Annotated in this window: 22 protein-coding genes; 17 read left to right on the forward strand and 5 right to left on the reverse strand. The window is 34.8% G+C overall.

The annotated features are described in order from the left end of the window. The first annotated feature begins 95 nt into the window (after nucleotides 1-95). Nucleotides 96-392 (forward strand): DUF3861 domain-containing protein, encoded by a 297-nt coding sequence (locus DVK85_RS11880; protein WP_114678645.1) that lies wholly within the window; start codon nucleotides 96-98, stop codon nucleotides 390-392. 66 nt (nucleotides 393-458) lie between these two features. On the opposite strand, the gene yaaA is transcribed toward DVK85_RS11880, so the two are convergent. Further along, nucleotides 459-1,217: a peroxide stress protein YaaA gene (yaaA, locus tag DVK85_RS11885; RefSeq protein ID WP_114678646.1), complete on the reverse strand. Its 759-nt coding sequence runs from the start codon at nucleotides 1,215-1,217 to the stop codon at nucleotides 459-461. A 101-nt stretch (nucleotides 1,218-1,318) separates the two neighbouring features. Between yaaA and DVK85_RS11890 the strand changes: the two genes are divergently transcribed. The 8 genes from DVK85_RS11890 to DVK85_RS11925 all read left to right on the forward strand — a co-directional run bounded on the left by DVK85_RS11890 (nucleotide 1,319) and on the right by DVK85_RS11925 (nucleotide 8,277). Next, the gene (locus DVK85_RS11890) at nucleotides 1,319-2,230 is read left to right on the forward strand and encodes an ABC transporter ATP-binding protein (RefSeq protein ID WP_114678647.1); all 912 of its coding nucleotides are present in this window, start codon (nucleotides 1,319-1,321) and stop codon (nucleotides 2,228-2,230) included. Nucleotides 2,231-2,252: 22 nt separating this feature from the next. Continuing rightward, nucleotides 2,253-4,460 carry a redoxin family protein gene (locus DVK85_RS11895; RefSeq protein WP_114678648.1) on the forward strand — a complete coding sequence of 736 codons (2,208 nt, stop codon included), beginning with the start codon at nucleotides 2,253-2,255 and terminating at the stop codon, nucleotides 4,458-4,460. Between the two features lie 28 nt (nucleotides 4,461-4,488). Then, nucleotides 4,489-4,959, forward strand: a complete 471-nt coding sequence (locus DVK85_RS11900) for a response regulator transcription factor (protein WP_114678649.1) — start codon at nucleotides 4,489-4,491, stop codon at nucleotides 4,957-4,959. Nucleotides 4,960-5,067: 108 nt separating this feature from the next. Next, entirely contained in the window at nucleotides 5,068-5,601 is a 534-nt protein-coding gene (locus tag DVK85_RS11905; RefSeq protein ID WP_114678650.1) for a DUF4199 domain-containing protein, read from the forward strand. Nucleotides 5,602-5,603: 2 nt separating this feature from the next. After that, nucleotides 5,604-5,963, forward strand: coding sequence for a VOC family protein (locus DVK85_RS11910; protein ID WP_114678651.1), 360 nt, complete (start codon nucleotides 5,604-5,606; stop codon nucleotides 5,961-5,963). 91 nt (nucleotides 5,964-6,054) lie between these two features. Further along, on the forward strand, nucleotides 6,055-6,642 hold the full coding sequence (locus DVK85_RS11915) for a Crp/Fnr family transcriptional regulator (RefSeq protein ID WP_205431345.1): 588 nt from the start codon (nucleotides 6,055-6,057) through the stop codon (nucleotides 6,640-6,642). A gap of 305 nt (nucleotides 6,643-6,947) precedes the next feature. Continuing rightward, nucleotides 6,948-7,676 carry a pirin family protein gene (locus tag DVK85_RS11920; RefSeq protein ID WP_205431362.1) on the forward strand — a complete coding sequence of 243 codons (729 nt, stop codon included), beginning with the start codon at nucleotides 6,948-6,950 and terminating at the stop codon, nucleotides 7,674-7,676. A 70-nt stretch (nucleotides 7,677-7,746) separates the two neighbouring features. Then, nucleotides 7,747-8,277 (forward strand): YceI family protein, encoded by a 531-nt coding sequence (locus DVK85_RS11925; RefSeq protein ID WP_114678653.1) that lies wholly within the window; start codon nucleotides 7,747-7,749, stop codon nucleotides 8,275-8,277. Nucleotides 8,278-8,355: 78 nt separating this feature from the next. Here DVK85_RS11925 and DVK85_RS11930 read toward each other — a convergent pair whose 3' ends face one another. Next, entirely contained in the window at nucleotides 8,356-9,399 is a 1,044-nt protein-coding gene (locus DVK85_RS11930; protein ID WP_114678654.1) for an RluA family pseudouridine synthase, read from the reverse strand. A 2-nt stretch (nucleotides 9,400-9,401) separates the two neighbouring features. Next, nucleotides 9,402-10,049: a PASTA domain-containing protein gene (locus tag DVK85_RS11935; protein WP_114678655.1), complete on the reverse strand. Its 648-nt coding sequence runs from the start codon at nucleotides 10,047-10,049 to the stop codon at nucleotides 9,402-9,404. Nucleotides 10,050-10,152: 103 nt separating this feature from the next. On the opposite strand from DVK85_RS11935, the gene DVK85_RS11940 reads away from it, so the two are divergent. Together DVK85_RS11940 and coaD are read left to right on the forward strand one after the other, a co-directional pair. Next, the gene (locus tag DVK85_RS11940; protein ID WP_114678656.1) at nucleotides 10,153-11,133 is read left to right on the forward strand and encodes a D-alanine--D-alanine ligase; all 981 of its coding nucleotides are present in this window, start codon (nucleotides 10,153-10,155) and stop codon (nucleotides 11,131-11,133) included. Between the two features lie 53 nt (nucleotides 11,134-11,186). Continuing rightward, nucleotides 11,187-11,642: a pantetheine-phosphate adenylyltransferase gene (coaD, locus tag DVK85_RS11945; protein ID WP_114678657.1), complete on the forward strand. Its 456-nt coding sequence runs from the start codon at nucleotides 11,187-11,189 to the stop codon at nucleotides 11,640-11,642. Here the strand turns inward: coaD and DVK85_RS11950 are convergent, their stop codons facing one another. Continuing rightward, entirely contained in the window at nucleotides 11,643-12,251 is a 609-nt protein-coding gene (locus DVK85_RS11950) for an NUDIX hydrolase (RefSeq protein ID WP_114678658.1), read from the reverse strand. A 7-nt stretch (nucleotides 12,252-12,258) separates the two neighbouring features. On the opposite strand from DVK85_RS11950, the gene pyrE reads away from it, so the two are divergent. The 4 genes from pyrE (at nucleotide 12,259) to DVK85_RS11970 (ending at nucleotide 14,745) form a co-directional block, all read left to right on the forward strand. Continuing rightward, on the forward strand, nucleotides 12,259-12,903 hold the full coding sequence (gene pyrE, locus DVK85_RS11955) for an orotate phosphoribosyltransferase (protein ID WP_114678659.1): 645 nt from the start codon (nucleotides 12,259-12,261) through the stop codon (nucleotides 12,901-12,903). Between the two features lie 36 nt (nucleotides 12,904-12,939). Continuing rightward, entirely contained in the window at nucleotides 12,940-13,332 is a 393-nt protein-coding gene (locus DVK85_RS11960) for an SRPBCC family protein (RefSeq protein ID WP_114678660.1), read from the forward strand. 81 nt (nucleotides 13,333-13,413) lie between these two features. After that, complete coding sequence (locus tag DVK85_RS11965) at nucleotides 13,414-13,941, forward strand: hypothetical protein (RefSeq protein ID WP_114678661.1); 528 nt, start codon at nucleotides 13,414-13,416, stop codon at nucleotides 13,939-13,941. Nucleotides 13,942-14,046: 105 nt separating this feature from the next. After that, nucleotides 14,047-14,745 carry a DUF4241 domain-containing protein gene (locus DVK85_RS11970; protein WP_162845324.1) on the forward strand — a complete coding sequence of 233 codons (699 nt, stop codon included), beginning with the start codon at nucleotides 14,047-14,049 and terminating at the stop codon, nucleotides 14,743-14,745. Nucleotide 14,746: 1 nt separating this feature from the next. Here DVK85_RS11970 and DVK85_RS11975 read toward each other — a convergent pair whose 3' ends face one another. Continuing rightward, on the reverse strand, nucleotides 14,747-15,475 hold the full coding sequence (locus DVK85_RS11975; RefSeq protein ID WP_114678663.1) for a biotin--[acetyl-CoA-carboxylase] ligase: 729 nt from the start codon (nucleotides 15,473-15,475) through the stop codon (nucleotides 14,747-14,749). Between the two features lie 93 nt (nucleotides 15,476-15,568). Between DVK85_RS11975 and rsfS the strand changes: the two genes are divergently transcribed. Both rsfS and ftsH read left to right on the forward strand, forming a co-directional pair. Further along, a complete protein-coding gene (gene rsfS / locus DVK85_RS11980; protein WP_114678664.1) occupies nucleotides 15,569-15,940 on the forward strand; it encodes a ribosome silencing factor in 372 nt (123 codons plus the stop codon). An 18-nt stretch (nucleotides 15,941-15,958) separates the two neighbouring features. After that, nucleotides 15,959-17,887: an ATP-dependent zinc metalloprotease FtsH gene (gene ftsH, locus DVK85_RS11985; protein ID WP_114678665.1), complete on the forward strand. Its 1,929-nt coding sequence runs from the start codon at nucleotides 15,959-15,961 to the stop codon at nucleotides 17,885-17,887. Nucleotides 17,888-17,913 lie beyond the last annotated feature (26 nt).

Below are 17,913 nucleotides of genomic sequence, written 5' to 3' on the forward strand. Positions count from 1 at the left end.
ACTCAATACACTAACAAACAATAAAAAGAGATACTACTATAGATTTTACTTATAAGCTATTACAACTCTTTTTTATCTTAGAAAATTAAAATATAATGAACCCAAAATATAACCATTACAAAGTAACACTAGAACATATAAGTAACCCAAAAGATAGTGAACTGCATGAACCAGTATCAGTGATTTTTGACAATCATGATAATTTATTCAACATCATAGAAAAGGTAAAAGAACGTGATTTATTTGATGATAAAAGCCAAGCCATTGAGTTTGCTCTTGGCTTAAAAATGTTTAGCGAAGTAATGCTTCGCAATAAAGAAAATCCTTTATTCGAAGATATGAAACCTGCCTTTAGCGACTTTATGAAGAAACTAAAAGGTAATCTCAAATAAACAAACAAGCCTGCTAAAAGCAGGCTTGTTTGTTTGAAATTTATTATTTAAAAATTTTAAATTTCATTATCTCGTGAACACCAGTTTATTCCCTTTTGATAGTTTATCATCATAACTATAACCATCATAATCAAAACCTTTCAAGCCACTTAAAGACCGTATATTTTTATCAATAATATACCGTACCATCATACCCCTAGCCTTCTTGGCAAAAAAGCTTATCATTTTCAACTTGCCATCTTTATAATCTTTAAACTCAGGAGTAATAACAGGCACTTTTAATGCCTTAGTATCTACAGCATCAAAATACTCTTTACTGGCAAGGTTAATAAATAATTCATCATCTTTCAGTTCCTCATTAAGCGCATCGGTAATTGTTTTTTTCCAAAAGTGATATAAGTTTTTCTCCTCTTCTACTTCTAACTTCGTACCCATTTCAAGACGATAAGGCTGTATCAAGTCAAGCGGCTTTAATACCCCATATAACCCTGATAGTATGCGAAGTGTATCTTGTAACTTATTTAATTTGTTGGTAGGAATAGTATAAGCATCCAGTCCTGTATATACATCACCATTAAAAGCATATATAGCTGGGCGGGCATTTTTGGTAGTAAAAGGCGTTTTCCACTCTTGGTTACGCTTCCAGTTCAGGTCTGCTAACTTGTCTGATATGCTCATTAACTTCATCAAATCAGCAGGAGATTTTTCTTTTAAGGTTTCTTGTATTATTTCCGATTGTTCTATAAAAGCAGGCTCAGTATGTTTACGAGTAGGCAGCTTGGTTTCAAAATCTAGCGATTTTGCAGGTGATATAACAATTTTCATTCTTTCGAGTTTATATACCCAAAAGTACTAACCAAATACCACTATTACAACTGTAATAAGTAATTTCATATATTAGCAATTTAACCAACTAACCATAACCAATGACGGACTATATCATCCAGACTAAATCACTAAACTTCCGATTTTCAAAACATAAAAAAGTACTTGACGGTATTTCATTAAACATACCTAAAGGAGCTATTTATGGTTTTTTAGGTCCTAACGGAGCAGGAAAATCGACTACCATGCGATTGCTTACAGGCATACTACCCGAGCAAGAAGAGGCTATTTCTCTTTTTGGTAAACCCTTAAAAACACAACTACCACAGGTATTTGAGAATATTGGTGCACTAGTAGAAAGCCCTGCGCTGTACCTGCACCTTAGCGGATATAATAACCTTAAATATCTTGCCGAACTACGTAATGTACCCGAAAGCAGAATTACCGAAGTATTAGAACTAGTAGATCTTACTCGCGATGCTAAACGTAAAGTAAAACAATACTCACTAGGTATGAAACAGAGGCTTGCCATTGCTATGGCGTTATTAAGTGAGCCTAAATTATTACTGCTCGATGAGCCTGTAAACGGGCTTGACCCTAACGGTATGCGCGACATCAGGCAGTTATTAGTAAAACTGAATAAGGAACAAGGTATTACAATTTTTGTGTCGAGCCACCTATTGGCAGAAATAGAAAAAATGTGTACCCATGTGGGCATTATCAGTAACGGTAAGTTACGTTTTGAAGGCACTATACAAGAACTTTCAGAACAATCAGGGACTTGTAAAATACAGCTTACACTTAAAGATGCTTCGCAATGGCATGAAAAGCTTTTAGAAGAATATCCTTCGGTAACATTAGAGAGCAATGCACAACTTAGTATAGAGTTAAGTGATCGCGAGAAAATTCCTGCTTTTACTAAAGAGCTTATAAATCGAGGTGCTGAACTGTATGAACTAAAAGTACTTAACGGGCTCGAAGAATGGTTTATGACCCTTATCCGACAAAAATAAATTACCAACTAAACAAATCGCAATGCAAAATTTTACTACTGCTCTAAAAGCAGAACATATAAAGAAAAAAGGTACAGGGCTCTATGTAGTCGCTGGTATATTAGGAGTTATCTCGCCCATAATCTGGACAATTGTAAAGTTAATACAAGATACTCCTAACCAAAACAAGCTACCTTATAACTATTTTACCGAATATATAGAAGGTTGTCTTGACCCTTTTGCTACCTTCTTTTTCCCGCTAATGATTATTATAACCGTTAGTAGGATAACACAGCTCGACCATAAAAATGGCGGTTGGCAACTTATGGAAACCCAACCGATAAAGAAAACGTCTATATTCTTTTCAAAGTTCTCAGTAACACTTATTGCTAACCTCATCAGTATTTTTTCGCTTATAGCAGGTTGCTACCTTTTTGGATATATAGCAAGTTTTATTCTTGAAGTACCCGAAAACGCATCGCTATCTTTCGATTTAGGTTCTGTATTACTTATAGCTTCAAGGTTATTTATAGCAGGGTTATTTTTTACGGCACTACAATACATCATTTCAGTTTTATTGCCAAGCTTTATATGGTCTATACTTGTGGGTTTCTTTCTGCTTTTGGCATACCTTTTCTTAACCGCATTTAATGTAGTACCTGACTGGTACCCTATAGAGCTATTAGGCAAAATAGCGACTTATAAAAAAGGTAGCGACCTTGGGTATTGGTTTACCTACTCGGCTGCTGTAAGTTGTATTTGCGCTGTAATTGCATTATATATAGGCTTCAAGTGGTATAAACACAAAAAGCTTAAACTGGCTTTCGGTACAGGCAAACGCATTGCCATGTTGGTTGCTGTTCTTGTTGTTTTTGGCGGGTTATTATATTACACTCTTGCACCTAATGTAATGAAGCTTCATAACAGAACAGTTATAACTGGTACAATAGACTCTGACATGCCAATTAATAAACTTTACATGATGGATGCCTTTATTAACGATACCATTGCCGAGATATCAGTAAAAGATAATAAATTTCATTATGTGATTTCTAAAGATATACCCTTAGATGATTATCAGGTTGCTCTTGGTAACCTTGGTACGATAATTATTACTATGGCTGCTAATGACAGTACTTTTATAGATCTTAAAAAACGTAAGCAAACTACTAAAATAACCGTAACAGGTACACGCCTTGCCGAAAACCGTTATAAAAAAGATAGCCAATCAGGTTGGAGCAGTGTGAGCTATTACATAAGTAAAAACATTTATCTTGATAAGCCAGATTTTATAATAAAGGAACTGGTAAGCGGATGGAAAGAAGCGATGGCAGAGTCTGACAAGTTTAAAACAGTAGACAACTATGTTCCGCATGACGATTTTAAACAGAAAAACAAAAAGCTACTTACCATTAGCTACCTTAATATGTGGAACGATTTTCTAAAAAAACGTACTGCATTATACCCTAACGAAGAAACAAAAGAGACACCTGAAATAGCCGAAATGAAAAAAGTTGTTCCGCTAAATGATGAAGGACTTTTGAGTAATGAAGATTACTTTGACTATGTATCTTCTCAAATTACTGCTGATGACACCGAAGATGTGAGCCAAAACACTAAATCGCTACGCGCAATAGCTAAACTAGGTAAAGGTTCATTTAAAGATAAGATGCTTTTTAAACAACTTAAACAAAGTATGGAAGATGCATCGGACAAAAAAGAACGTGACAGCCTTGCAGTATTGTATGCTGATAACTTTTCGAACAACCGATATACAGATATTATACTGTATAAAAAACAAATAATAGAGAAGTTGGCAAAAGGAAAACAAGCACCTTTATTTGATGCTATTACTATAGATAATGAACCTGTTAATCTTGCCGACCTGCAAGGAAAATTTGTTGTTATAGATGTGTGGGCAACATGGTGCGGACCATGCAGGTATCAATCGCCATACTTTGAAAAGTTAGCTTTAAAGTATAAAAAAGAAAATATACAGTTTGTAGCAGCAAGTACAGATGATAGAATGGATGATTGGTACATAGAAGCAAAATCTAAATCCAAATCTGTATTACAATTACATATTAACGACAAAAAGGAATTCAGTAAAAATTATAATGCCGTGAGCATACCAAGATTTATACTAATAGATCCCGACGGTAACATAGTAAATGCCGAGATGCCTTTTCCTAATGAACAGACTTTTGAGCAATTGTTACGACAGGCATTAGGGCTCAAAGAGCAAAAATAATTTATCTTTGTCTTAAAATAGTATATAAATGCTAAAGGCAATTGTAAAAAACAAACGAATATTATTATATGGTTCCAGCCTTGCGTTGCTGCTTTTTTTGCTGCGCTGGCTGGAACTTCGTTTTTTAATACTTAGTAATGCACAAGATATTTATTTTGGAGCCATAGCACTTATATTTACACTTCTTGGTATATGGATTGCTCTTAAAATAGCTACGCCTAAAAAAGAAGTTGTTGTAGTAGAAAAAACAATATACATACAACATCAAAAAGAATTTATTAGAAATAAACAAGCATTACAAGAAACGAACCTTAGCCAACGCGAAATGGATGTACTAGAGTTGATGGCGCAAGGCATGAGTAATGCAGAAATTGCTGATAAACTTTTTGTATCGCTTAATACCGTAAAGACACACTCCTCTAGAGTATATGAAAAACTAGAGGTAAAACGTCGTACACAGGCAGTAGAGAAAGCAAGACAATTACAACTTATAGCCTAATACAAAAGTACTATAAAGCCTTATATAACAAGAAATCACCCAAAAGTATGAGTGATAAAAAACAGGTTTTATACAACTTTGCCAAACAAACATAAAACAAAAAAGAGTATGAAAAAAAATGTATGGACATTTGGTGTCATTGCAGGGTTTATAAGTATTATTGGTTTTGTCATCAGTACAATATATCCTGATGCAATAGACATGGAGAAGGGCATGATTTACGGGTTTGCCTCTATGATATTAGCCTTTTCACTAATCTTTGTAGCAATAAAAAATTATAGAGATAAGTATAATGAAGGTATAGTATCCTTTGGTAAAGCCTTTCAGATAGGCTTATACATTAGCCTTATTGCATCTACTATATATGTTGGAGTTTGGTTAATAGAATACTATTTCATTTTAGACAATTTTTGGGGTAAATATGCCGAAATGCATCAGGCAGGTTTAGTAGCTAAAGGATTATCTCCAGAGGAAATAGCCCAAGAAATGGTTACTGTACAAGGATATAAAGAATTGTACGATAACAATCCATTATTAGCAGGCTTATATACCTACATAGAAATTTTACCCGTAGGAATACTAATAGCATTAATAGCAGCCGCTATATTAAAACGTAAAACAAAAGCACCACAAATAGCATAATTATGGGAAAAGTAACAGGTATTGGCGGATTTTTTTTCCGTTCTAAAGATAACGTTGCATTGGCGCAATGGTATGAAAAACATTTAGGCATCAACTCCTCTCAAAGCGGATATATATGGGATCAGGAAGCAGGAGCAACAGTATTCTCTCCTTTTAAAGAAGACACTGATTATTTTGGCAGCAATCAGCAGTTTATGGTAAACTTTCGGGTAGAAGACCTTGACGGATTAATGGAAAAACTAATTACAGATGGCGTAAAAGTCGATGAAAAACGAATTAATGAATCGTACGGGAAATTTGCATGGATATATGACCCTGAAGGCAACAAAATAGAGCTTTGGGAACCTATCAACGAAAGCTGATAACATACAGGAAAGTTACTAGCACAAAGCACCCAATAGGGTGCTTTATTATTATCTGTATTTTGGTATATTTGTTACAAAACTTCCCATTATGGATATGTATTCGCAAATTAACGAGAGTATAAGTCGCTATGTTTCTTTTACCAAAGAAGAACTCGATTTATTAAATGCGTTACTAGAATATAAAACAGTACCCAAAAAAACCATAATGCTACACGAAGGCGAAATATGCAACTTTGAAGCCTTTGTAATAAAAGGCTGTGTAAGAAAATATTATATAGATGAAAACGGATTTGAAGTAATACTACAATTTGCCATAGAAAATGCTTGGATGAGCGATATATCATTTAGTATATATGAAAACGAACCTAGTGCCATTTTTATAGAAACACTTGAAGATTGCGAGTTTCTTGTTTTTACTCCCGAAACTAAAGAAGAACTTTTTGCAAAAGCACCACGTTTTGAACGTGCTTTCCGCATCTTATTACATCGCCATTTAGCAGTTACTCAAAATAGGCTTTTTAATACCATAGCAAAATCGGCTACCCAAAAATACCTTGAATTTTTAGAACACTACCCTACCCTGCCACAACGTGTAGCACAACACTACATTGCCTCTTACTTGGGCATCTCTGCTGAGTTTTTAAGTAAAGTACGTACAAAATTAGCAAAAGGTTAACGCATAGTCTTTTAGTTATATTATACCTTCGGTTTGGTAGTGTTTTCAAACCAAACATTACTATCTGCAAACTGATTTCTTGTCCTAGTTCAATGTACAGCTTTTTTATAAGTGCGAAATTTGTACTGTAATCTTAAACAACCATCATCATGGACAGAAAAGATTTTATAAAAAAAGGACTTATGGGAACGGGAATGTTTATAACCTCGGCGGCGGTGGGCAATGCCCTCAAGAACAATATCGACGAGATACAACCTCTCGAACCCATTGGCTATAACCATTTACCTAACACTAAATCTTTAATTATGGAAAATACAGTTTTGCACAAAGCAGGAACAAGAGGTCATGCTAATCACGGATGGCTAGACTCTCATCACACCTTTAGTTTTGCCAACTATCATAACCCTGACAGAATGCACTTTGGTGTACTTAGGGTATTGAATGATGACCGTGTAGATGCCGGAATGGGTTTTGGCACACACCCGCATGACAATATGGAAATTATCTCTATACCGCTAGAAGGCGATTTAGAACATAAAGATAATATGGATACTAATACTGTAATAAAAAAAGGTGATATACAGGTTATGAGTGCGGGTACCGGTATTCAGCATAGTGAATACAACCGTAACAGTGACAAACTAACCAAGTTTTTACAAATATGGGTATTCCCTAACAAACGTAATGTAGCACCACGTTATGATCAAATAACACTTAACGAAAGTGAAAGACACAACAAGCTGCAACAAATACTGTCGCCTAACCCTGACGATGAGGGAGTATGGATACACCAAGATGCATGGTTCTATATGGGGAAATTTGATAAAGATGTAGCAACCGAATATAAAATAAAAAAAGAAGGTAATGGTGTATATGCTTTTGTACTAGAAGGCGACTTTACTATTGGCGATATTGCATTAAACCGTCGTGACGGGCTTGGCATTTGGGATACTGATACTATAACACTAAAAGCCAACTTTGAGGATGCAGAAATACTATTGATGGAAGTGCCTATGGCATTGCGACAATTTTAAATTATAAGTAAGTAGGCTATAATAACTTTCTTAATTCTTAAATAACTATTAATCATAAATAAACAAAAAAATGAGTACAACAAAATGGGTAGTAGACCCAACACATTCAGAAATTGGTTTTAAAGTAAAACACATGATGTTTACTAACCTATCAGGTAATTTCACAAAATTTGACGCTTCAGTAACAACAGAAGGTGAAGATTTTAAAAATGCTCAATTTGATTTTAGTGCAGATATTGACTCTGTAGATACAGGAAACACTGACAGAGACAACCACCTGAAAAGTGGTGACTTTTTTAATGCAGAGCAACACCCTAAAATAATATTTACCTCAACAGCTTTTACACAAAAAAGTGGGGATAATTATACCCTTACTGGCAACCTTACTATTAGTGGTACAACAAAACCTGTAACACTTGATGTAGAGTTTGGTGGTACAGCAAAAGACCCTTGGGGTAATGTAAAAGCAGGGATGTCGGCAACGGGAAAAATAAACCGTAAAGAGTTTGGGCTTACTTGGAATGCTGCATTAGAAAGCGGTGGTGTACTGGTAGGCGAAGATGTAAAACTGAATATCGAATTACAGTTTGCAAAAGCATAAATAAATTATTTTATGTATTTAAAAGCCTGCCTTACTTTCGTAAGGCAGGCTTTTATTATATGGATATTCTTTTTAAAACTACTCCTCTACCTCCAAGTCTTTTGACTGCGAATAAACCCTCCATTTCTCAATACACTCTACCATATCTTGTGGTAGTTCGGTATCAAATCGCATAAATTCTTTGGTAACAGGATGTTCAAAACCTAGTGTTTTGGCATGTAGTGCCTGTCTTGGCAATGTTTTAAAGCAATTGTCTATAAACTGTTTGTACTTGGTAAAAGTCGTTCCTTTTAGTATCCTGTCGCCTCCATAGCGTGCATCGTTAAAAAGCGTATGTCCTATATATTTCATATGCACTCGTATCTGGTGGGTACGTCCTGTTTCTAGTTTACAAGAAACAAGTGTAACATAGCCTAAACGCTCTATCACTTTATAGTGTGTTACAGCGGGTTTACCTTCGCTACCATCAGCATATACCGTATTTTGCATCCTGTCTTTAGGGTGTCGCCCTATATGTCCTTCTATAGTACCCTCTTCTTCTTTAACATCACCCCAAACTAGTGCTACATATTCCCTTTCAGATGTTTTGTTGGCAAATTGTTTGGTAAGGTATGCCATAGCTTGTTCGGTTTTGGCTACCACCAAAAGTCCCGAAGTGTCTTTATCAATTCGGTGTACCAGTCCTGGTCTTTCGCTACTATTAAGCGGAAGATTATCAAAATGATAAGCTAGTGCATTAACCAATGTACCCGAATAGTTACCATGTCCTGGGTGTACTACCATACCTGGCTCTTTGTTTATAACAAGTAACTGGTCGTCTTCATACACTATATCAATAGGAATGTTCTCTCCCTCTAATAAATGCTCATATGGTGGATGTGATAATAATACACGTACTACATCACTAGCCCTAACCTTGTGGTTAGATTTTACAGGAACATCATTTACATAAATGTTTCCTGCTGCGGCAGCCTGTTGTATTTTATTACGGGTAGCATTTTCTACCAAGTTCATCAAAAATTTATCTACACGCAAAGGCGATTGCCCTTTACCTGCTTCAAAACGATGATGTTCGTATAATTCTTCTTCTTGTAAGTCTTGTTCTATATCGGGGTTGCTCATTATTATTTTTTATTTCCTGCTTCGTATGCTGCATTAACGCCTGTATCTTCTTCGTCTTTATCAATAGTAGAGTCTTCGGAATCAGACTCTTCATTATAACCTGTTTTTCCGTCGCCAAGTACAAAATCTATCTTAGAGGCTTTTTTTACCATATCGCCTGCTTTAAGCTTTTTGCCATTCTGCCACATTTCGAGTACAACATCTTTCGCAAGATATGGTTTATATGTCTTTTTACCTTCCTGCAAGCCTGCTGCCTGTAGGTTAGGTATAGCTTGTCTATATGTTTTTTGTATTAAGTCTGGCAAACGGATGTCATTATACCCCCCTGCATTTAGTTTAAGGTATATTTTTCTATTTTCTTTTACATTTACATTAGGTAATGGGTCTTGCTGTACTACGCTATAAGGCGGATATTCTTTATCATAATCCATAGTATCAAGCACTACATACTGTAAATTTATTGTTTCGAGTGACTGTTCTGCCTTTGCTACCGACATTTTTGTTAGATTCGGCACAGGTATTTCCTGCCCGTGATTAGTAGTATTATCTAGCCATTTTAGGGCTACATATACTGTTATAATAATAATAACCAATGCTATGGCAAGCTGCATAGCAAACGTTTTGCTAGTCACAAAATTTTTAAGACTCATGTAATGTCAGTTTTGACAAAGATATAAATAATACCAAACTTATAACTTTGAATAAATAATGATATTTTTGTGTTACTAAATATTATAATTGTAACGACAGCCAATGAAAAATGTTGCCATCATAATGGGCGGATATTCCAGTGAATACGAAATATCCTTATTAAGCGGAAATGTAGTGTACGACAACTTAGATAAGTCGAAATATTATCCATACAAGGTACATATCTTAAAAGATAAATGGGTAATGGTAGATGATGATGAAAATGAATACCCCATAAACAAACACGACTTTTCGGTAAACAATGATGGGACTATAATAAAGTTTGATGTCGTTTTTAATGCCATACATGGCACACCAGGTGAAGACGGACTTATTCAGGCTTATTTTAATCTATTAGGTATACCTCAAACCTCATGCGATTATTATCAGGCTGCATTAACATTTAACAAGCGTGACTTACTGTCAGTATTAAAACCTTATGGTGTAAAAACAGCCATATCACATTATATAAATTTAGGCGACGATATTAATCAGGCGGCCATACTAGATAAGGTTGGCTTACCCTGTTTTGTAAAACCTAATAAATCGGGCTCTAGTTTTGGTATCTCTAAAGTAAAAACTAACGATGAGTTTATGCCTGCTATAGAAAAAGCTTTTAAAGAAGACAGCGAGATATTAATAGAAAGTTTTCTTGATGGTAAAGAAATATCTGTAGGTGTTATAAATTATAAAGAAAAAGTTACTGTATTGCCAATGACTGAAATTGTATCGGAAAATGAGTTTTTTGATTATGATGCTAAATACCTTGGTAAATCGCAAGAAATTACGCCTGCACGCATATCAGATAAAATGACTAAAAAAATAGCCGATATTGCTAAACGTATTTATGAAGTACTAAAAATGGAAGGCTTTTCGCGTAGTGAATTTATTATAGTAAATAATGAACCTCACCTTTTAGAGCTTAACACTGTACCAGGACTTACTACCGAAAGTATACTACCGCAACAAGCACGCGCCGGAGGTATAACATTGCCAGAGCTTTTTGGTAACGCCATAGAGCAAGCCTTAAAAAAGCAAGAATAATTTATATACACATCACACATTAAGAGCTTTAAAATCAAATAAACATTACCATTATGAAAATAGCTGTATTTCCCGGATCATTCGACCCTATTACCCTTGGGCATTACGATATTATAAATAGAGGAATAAGTCTTTTTGATAAAGTAATTGTAGCTATTGGTGTTAATGCCGATAAAAAATATATGTTCCCTATAAAGGAACGAAAGCATTTTATAGAAGAAGCCTTTAAAGACGAGCCAAAAGTAGAAGTTATAACCTATAAAGGACTTACTATAGATCTTTGCCGTAAAGTAGGAGCCGATTTTATACTACGAGGATTGCGTAATCCTGCCGACTTTGAATTTGAAAAAGCCATAGCACATACCAACAGGGAACTATCTAAAATAGAAACAGTATTCCTACTTACAGCTGCAAGAACTTCTTATATCAGCTCGAGTATAGTGCGCGATGTATTGCGTAATGGTGGCGATTATACTATCCTTGTTCCTGATTCTGTAAGGGTAAAATAGTTATTTAATTATGGTAGCGGTATCCTCTTTAAAAAGTAGCTTTATGTTTTCGTAAGAGTTGGTAAGTACTTCTTTTATTTCTTCGGGTTTTAACCAAGCTACTTTTTCTATACCCTCTTCTAGCTGCCCTTGTAGTTTTCCAGAATAAGAAGTTTTCATTTCGTACCAGTAAGTTATTTTTAGCTTATATTGCCCGTTACGTTTAAAAACGTGATACGTTTTTTGTAGTTTCTTTACAATTTTCAGGTTTTTAACCCCTGTCTCCTCCTCTACTTCGCGCATCGCCGTTTCTTCCATCTCTTCGCCACGCTCGGTACCACCTTTGGGTAAGTCCCATTTACCGTTTCTAAAAATAAAAAGTACCTCGCCATTATCATTATATACTAAACCACCACCTGCTTTTGCAACAGGTAATTTCTCTTTTAGTTTTTTAAGTATTGCTTTTTCGTCAGGATAGTATAATAAAGCTTTATTTACTTTATTATTAAACATTTTTACGATAAGCTGTTCTATATCTACACTTTCCAATAAAAAAATTTGGAAATCAGTTTCCTTTTCTACTTTATTTGTTAGAAAAAGCGGTTTATCGTTTACAAAAACTTTATACATTTGCAATATGATTTTTAACACAACTACCGCCGAAAAAACAGCCGAATTGCTTTTACAAATAAACGCAATTAAATTAAATCCAAAAAATCCTTTTACATGGGCTTCCGGATGGAAATCGCCTATTTATTGCGACAATAGGATAACACTTTCATTTCCAGAAGTAAGAAACTACATTCGCGAAGAATTTTCTCGTAATATAGAACAAGTATACGGAAAACCCGATGTTATAGCAGGCGTAGCTACTGGTGCTATAGGAATAGGTATGCTAGTTGCAGATTTTATGGGACTACCATTTGTATATGTACGTCCTGAGGCTAAAAAACATGGTCGCCAAAACCAAATAGAAGGTTATTTACAAGAAGGTCAAAACGTAGTAGTTGTAGAAGACTTAATAAGTACAGGTAATAGCAGTCTGCAAGCTGTAGAAGCACTTAAAGCTGCCGGAGCTAACGTGCAAGGTATGGTTGCTATATTTACTTATGATTTTGATGTTTCCACAGAGAATTTTAAAAATGCAGGAATTACATTAAACACTTTAGGCAATTATGACACACTGTTACAACTTGCCGTAACAAAAGAATATATTACCGAAGAGGAACACGAAACACTAAAAGAATGGCGTAAAAACCCTTCAGAATGGGGACAAAAATAAGCCCTGATTTATACAAAATAATTAATACAACATATTATGAATTTACAAAGCCCAAAAGTAACGGTTGAAAAATCGGCACAATACATATTCGAATCATTATCTAATGTAAAGAATTTTGAAAAGCTAATGCCTGAAAACATTGCAAAATTTGAAGTAACAGGTGATGATTCTTTTATTTTCGGACTTAAAGGTATGCCAGAGATAAAACTAAAAATGAAAGAAAAAACACCTCCTAATAAATTAGTTTTAGGAGCTGCTAGTGACAAATTGCCATTTACACTTACTGGCAATATAAATACTGTGTCAGACACATCTAGCGAAGTACAACTATTATTTGAAGGCGAATTTAATGCTATGATGGCTATGATGGTAAAAGGACCTATAAGTAAGTTTATAGAAACTTTAGCAAAAAACATGCATAAGCTTTAAAAAGCAGTTAATTATATTTTAAAAGCCTTTAAGTGCATACTTAAAGGCTTTTTTGTTATTTTTAGGCAAATTCTCTACACTATGAAAAAAATACTCTTATTATTTACATTCCTACTTTCTGTAACTACTATACAAGCCCAGTCTGAAAATGACAATATTGATACTGTAATACTTACAGAAGCAGACAAAATGGGAAAAGCATTTGTAGCCGCAGAGTATGCTGTTTTTGCAAAATTTACACATCCTACAATTGTTACCATGATGGGGGGAGAAGAGAAAATGATAAGCGAAATTGCACGTAGTTTTGATTTAATAAAAGAAGATGGAGTAAGCTTTGAGGATATCAGCTACGGTGTCCCTTCAGAAATAATACAATATGAAGGACAGTTGCAATGCACCCTACCCCAAATGATTGAAATGAAAGTAGATGGCGGTACAGTTACTGCGAATGCTGTACTTATAGCCGTATCCATGGATAATGGTGTAAACTGGTATTTTATAGACCCTACAGGTAATGACATAGCAACGATGCGCAAAATAATTCCTACACTAAGCCCTTTACTGAAAATACCCGTAAGTGTTGAACCTACTTATAGTAAAGATAAATAGTAAAAACATACTTTTTATAATCCATAAATTTTATTTTCCAGTTAAACATTTTGTAACTTGGCATATATAAAAAACACTATAAACTCCCCTAATAAATCAATGGTTATGAAAAACATAAACGATTACGAAATTAACTATGAGCTTGAAGATGAAATAAATGATCCAGAGCTTGTAGAAATACATATAGGCGATGTAAACCTTCCTACAGGTAAAATTATTGTTGCCGATCCTTTTTTTACAGTAGAACAACGACCTTTTGCCCGCACAGTAGAACCTGATAAATATCCTGTGCATATTTATATGTCAAAAATTGACACAATGCACCACAGGGTAGCTTATGCTAAAATAAAATTTAGACCTGAAACAGCAACTAAATGGATATTAGCACTTACTGACGATATTACAGGCGAAGAAATGCAAGAGCTTGGAGAAGATGAGTTTTATGGTTTCCCTGTCGAGTCGGGATTAGCGTGTTTTCTTGATGAAAAAACAAATGCAGCCCTTATAACAAAAATAGAAGCGTTACAAGAAAAAGACCCTATAGCAAACTATTATGATGTTGTGCTTTCGGACGAGTTTCGCGAATACTCTGGCAAAAATGAATTTTCTAGAGAATTAGGCGACTGGAACGACCACCGACCTAATAAAGATTCTGATGATAATGCTATAATGTTTGCCTCTGGATGGGGCGATGGCTACTACCCTGCATACTGGGGGGTAAATAATAATGGTGATACTGTAGAACTTGTTATTGATTTTCTTATTAATGAGTTTGAAGAAGATGATAACGGAATAAGACTATAAACTAATATAACAATTGTACTTCTTTAACTTTATAAAAAACAATATTATCATCTTCTAGTTGTACCTCTAAGCTTCCGTTTTTAGATACTCCTTTTATGATACCCATAAACCTCATGCCTTCTTTTTCAAAAGGCATGGGGATATTTTTTTTATACAGTTGTTGTAAATATTTATCCCAAAGAGCATCTGCATCTTTATGTAATAATAAAGATAAGTTTCGCTTCAAATTTTCGGCAATAGCTACCATTACAGCATTTTTATCAAATTCTCTTTCGGCAACCAAGGCTAACGATGTTGCTTTTGGCAAACCCTCAAAATCAGTTTGATTAACATTAATACCTATGCCTACCACCGAGTGTATTTCGCCATTGCTCCTAATGTTGTTTTCTATAAGTATGCCGCCAAGTTTTTTATTCCCTGCCAAAATGTCGTTAGGCCATTTTATTGATAACCCTGATATGTTAAACATTTCTAGAGCATCTATTACACTAACAGCTACTGCTGCGTTTAGGTAAAAAATAGCATTAATTTCGAGTAGTAAATCTTTAACCAATACACTAAACGTTAAGTTTTTACCCTGTTGCGTTTCCCACTGAGTGCCCATTTGCCCTCTGCCCTGTGTTTGATGTTCTGCTACTGCAATAGTAAAATTTTCTACGTGCCTTGTTGACGATAACTCTTTTAAATAGTCATTAGTAGAGTTAATGGCACTGAGTTTGATTATATTCATTAAAAATAATAAGGAATAACCCGTTAATCTTGTATTAAGGTTCAAAAGTAAGTACAAAAAATGATAACTTTGCGTTATATATATAAATTTTAAATGGCGAAAAAAAACATAAGTAATGATGATTTATTAGCGAACATCATCAAAGGTATAGAAGAAGTTAAAGGAAATGATATTGATATTCTAGATTTAAGAGCTATCGACAACACTGTTTGCGATTATTTTGTAATCTGTAACGGTACTTCTAACACGCAAGTGAATGCTATTGTTCACTCTATTCAAAAAACAGTTTCAAAAGAGTTAAAAGATAAGCCTTGGCATGTAGAAGGTACAGACAATGGCGAATGGGTGCTTATGGACTATGTGAACATTGTGGTACACGTTTTCCAAAAGCATATAAGAGAATACTACAATATAGAAAGCCTGTGGGGTGATGCAAAAATCACATCTATAGGAAACAACTACTAACAAGCTATACAATAATTCATGTCAAAAGATAATAAACCGAGTAAAACACGTATAAATCCTTGGCTAATTTATGGAGGTATATTAGTCGCATTTCTTGCAATAAATTTCTTTGGAGGCGATTCTACGTGGAATGATCCTAAGCCTATATCATTGTCTAAATTCTATAAATTTGTGGATGACAATGAAGTAAACAAAGTAGTTTTTAATAAATCTACTGCCAAAGTATATCTTAAAGAAGACGCTATAACTAAAAAAGAGCACGAAGAAGTAAGCAAAGATATTTTTGATAAGCCTAATGCAGGTCCTCATTACACACTTGAAATAGGTAACTCTGAGCTTTTTCAAAAAAAGCTAGATGAAGCTTTACAAGCAGGTAAAATAAATGAATATAACCCCGAACCAGAGAGTATGTGGGGCGATCTTTTACTAACCCTACTTCCTATACTTATACTTGTAGCATTATGGATATTTATGATGCGTCGTATGTCGGGCGGTGGTGCTGGCGGCGGCGGACAGATATTTAATATCGGGAAATCGAAAGCGAAGCTGTTTGACGAGAAAAACGATATTAAAGTTACTTTTAAAGATGTAGCTGGGCTTGAAGGCGCTAAAGAAGAGATACAAGAAATAGTAGAATTTTTAAGAAACCCTGAAAAATATACTAACATAGGTGGTAAAATACCTAAAGGAGCACTACTTGTAGGACCTCCAGGAACAGGTAAAACCCTACTTGCTAAAGCAGTAGCAGGCGAAGCTAAAGTGCCTTTCTTCTCACTTTCAGGATCTGACTTTGTAGAGATGTTTGTAGGTGTAGGAGCATCTAGAGTTCGTGACTTGTTTAAACAAGCTAAAGAAAAATCGCCTGCTATCATATTTATAGATGAAATAGATGCTGTAGGTCGTGCCAGAGGTAAAAGTAACTTCTCAGGCTCTAATGATGAACGTGAAAACACCTTAAATCAACTACTTACAGAAATGGATGGTTTTGGTACTAATACTAACGTAATAGTATTAGCAGCTACTAACCGTGCAGATGTATTGGATAAAGCGTTAATGCGTGCAGGTCGTTTTGACCGACAAATTTATGTTGACTTACCAGATATCAGAGAACGAAAAGAAATTTTTGAAGTACACCTTAAGCCGCTTAAAAAATCAGAAGAACTTGATACTGATTTCTTAGCAAAGCAAACCCCAGGATTTTCGGGTGCAGATATAGCAAATGTTTGTAACGAAGCTGCACTTATAGCAGCGAGAAAAGACAAAAAATCGGTAGATAAACAAGATTTTCTTGATGCTGTAGATAGAATCGTGGGTGGTCTTGAAAAGAAAAATAAAATTATAACTAAAGAAGAAAAAAGAGCCATTGCAATACACGAAGCAGGTCATGCTACTATTAGCTGGATGTTAGAGCATGCTCACCCTTTAGTTAAAGTAACCATTGTACCACGTGGGCAAAGCCTTGGTGCCGCATGGTATTTACCAGAAGAGCGCCTTATTGTGCGCCCTGAACAAATGTTGGATGAAATGTGTGCCACTATGGGCGGACGTGCTGCTGAAAAAGTTATTTTTGATAAAATATCTACAGGAGCATTAAGCGACTTAGAGAAAGTAACCAAACAAGCACGTGCTATGGTTACTATATATGGACTTAATGATAAGCTAGGTAATATAACATATTACGATTCTAGCGGACAAAATGAGTACAACTTCTCTAAACCTTACTCTGAAGAAACAGCAAGAACTATAGATGAAGAGATATCAATACTTATAGAATCTCAGTACAAAAGAGCAATTGATATATTAGGAGATAACAAAGATAAGCTTGTTAAACTTGCTGATATATTGATAGAAAAAGAAGTTATCTTTAAAGATGATCTTGAAGATATTTTTGGCAAACGTCCTTTTGATAGCGATAGTACCGAAGCAGAGGTAATTACAGAAGCATAAGCCTTACTATAATATAAATATTTACA

This window comes from Flavobacterium arcticum (assembly GCF_003344925.1).
GTDB lineage: Bacteria > Bacteroidota > Bacteroidia > Flavobacteriales > Flavobacteriaceae > Flavobacterium > Flavobacterium arcticum.

Coding starts and splice junctions, on each gene's coding strand:
- DVK85_RS11880 (WP_114678645.1), top strand. CDS start 96: ATGAACCCAAAATATAACCATTACAAAGTAACACTAGAACATATAAGT.
- yaaA (WP_114678646.1), bottom strand. CDS start 1,217: ATGAAAATTGTTATATCACCTGCAAAATCGCTAGATTTTGAAACCAAG.
- DVK85_RS11890 (WP_114678647.1), top strand. CDS start 1,319: ATGACGGACTATATCATCCAGACTAAATCACTAAACTTCCGATTTTCA.
- DVK85_RS11895 (WP_114678648.1), top strand. CDS start 2,253: ATGCAAAATTTTACTACTGCTCTAAAAGCAGAACATATAAAGAAAAAA.
- DVK85_RS11900 (WP_114678649.1), top strand. CDS start 4,489: ATGCTAAAGGCAATTGTAAAAAACAAACGAATATTATTATATGGTTCC.
- DVK85_RS11905 (WP_114678650.1), top strand. CDS start 5,068: ATGAAAAAAAATGTATGGACATTTGGTGTCATTGCAGGGTTTATAAGT.
- DVK85_RS11910 (WP_114678651.1), top strand. CDS start 5,604: ATGGGAAAAGTAACAGGTATTGGCGGATTTTTTTTCCGTTCTAAAGAT.
- DVK85_RS11915 (WP_205431345.1), top strand. CDS start 6,055: ATGGATATGTATTCGCAAATTAACGAGAGTATAAGTCGCTATGTTTCT.
- DVK85_RS11920 (WP_205431362.1), top strand. CDS start 6,948: ATGGAAAATACAGTTTTGCACAAAGCAGGAACAAGAGGTCATGCTAAT.
- DVK85_RS11925 (WP_114678653.1), top strand. CDS start 7,747: ATGAGTACAACAAAATGGGTAGTAGACCCAACACATTCAGAAATTGGT.
- DVK85_RS11930 (WP_114678654.1), bottom strand. CDS start 9,399: ATGAGCAACCCCGATATAGAACAAGACTTACAAGAAGAAGAATTATAC.
- DVK85_RS11935 (WP_114678655.1), bottom strand. CDS start 10,049: ATGAGTCTTAAAAATTTTGTGACTAGCAAAACGTTTGCTATGCAGCTT.
- DVK85_RS11940 (WP_114678656.1), top strand. CDS start 10,153: ATGAAAAATGTTGCCATCATAATGGGCGGATATTCCAGTGAATACGAA.
- coaD (WP_114678657.1), top strand. CDS start 11,187: ATGAAAATAGCTGTATTTCCCGGATCATTCGACCCTATTACCCTTGGG.
- DVK85_RS11950 (WP_114678658.1), bottom strand. CDS start 12,251: ATGTATAAAGTTTTTGTAAACGATAAACCGCTTTTTCTAACAAATAAA.
- pyrE (WP_114678659.1), top strand. CDS start 12,259: ATGATTTTTAACACAACTACCGCCGAAAAAACAGCCGAATTGCTTTTA.
- DVK85_RS11960 (WP_114678660.1), top strand. CDS start 12,940: ATGAATTTACAAAGCCCAAAAGTAACGGTTGAAAAATCGGCACAATAC.
- DVK85_RS11965 (WP_114678661.1), top strand. CDS start 13,414: ATGAAAAAAATACTCTTATTATTTACATTCCTACTTTCTGTAACTACT.
- DVK85_RS11970 (WP_162845324.1), top strand. CDS start 14,047: ATGAAAAACATAAACGATTACGAAATTAACTATGAGCTTGAAGATGAA.
- DVK85_RS11975 (WP_114678663.1), bottom strand. CDS start 15,475: ATGAATATAATCAAACTCAGTGCCATTAACTCTACTAATGACTATTTA.
- rsfS (WP_114678664.1), top strand. CDS start 15,569: ATGGCGAAAAAAAACATAAGTAATGATGATTTATTAGCGAACATCATC.
- ftsH (WP_114678665.1), top strand. CDS start 15,959: ATGTCAAAAGATAATAAACCGAGTAAAACACGTATAAATCCTTGGCTA.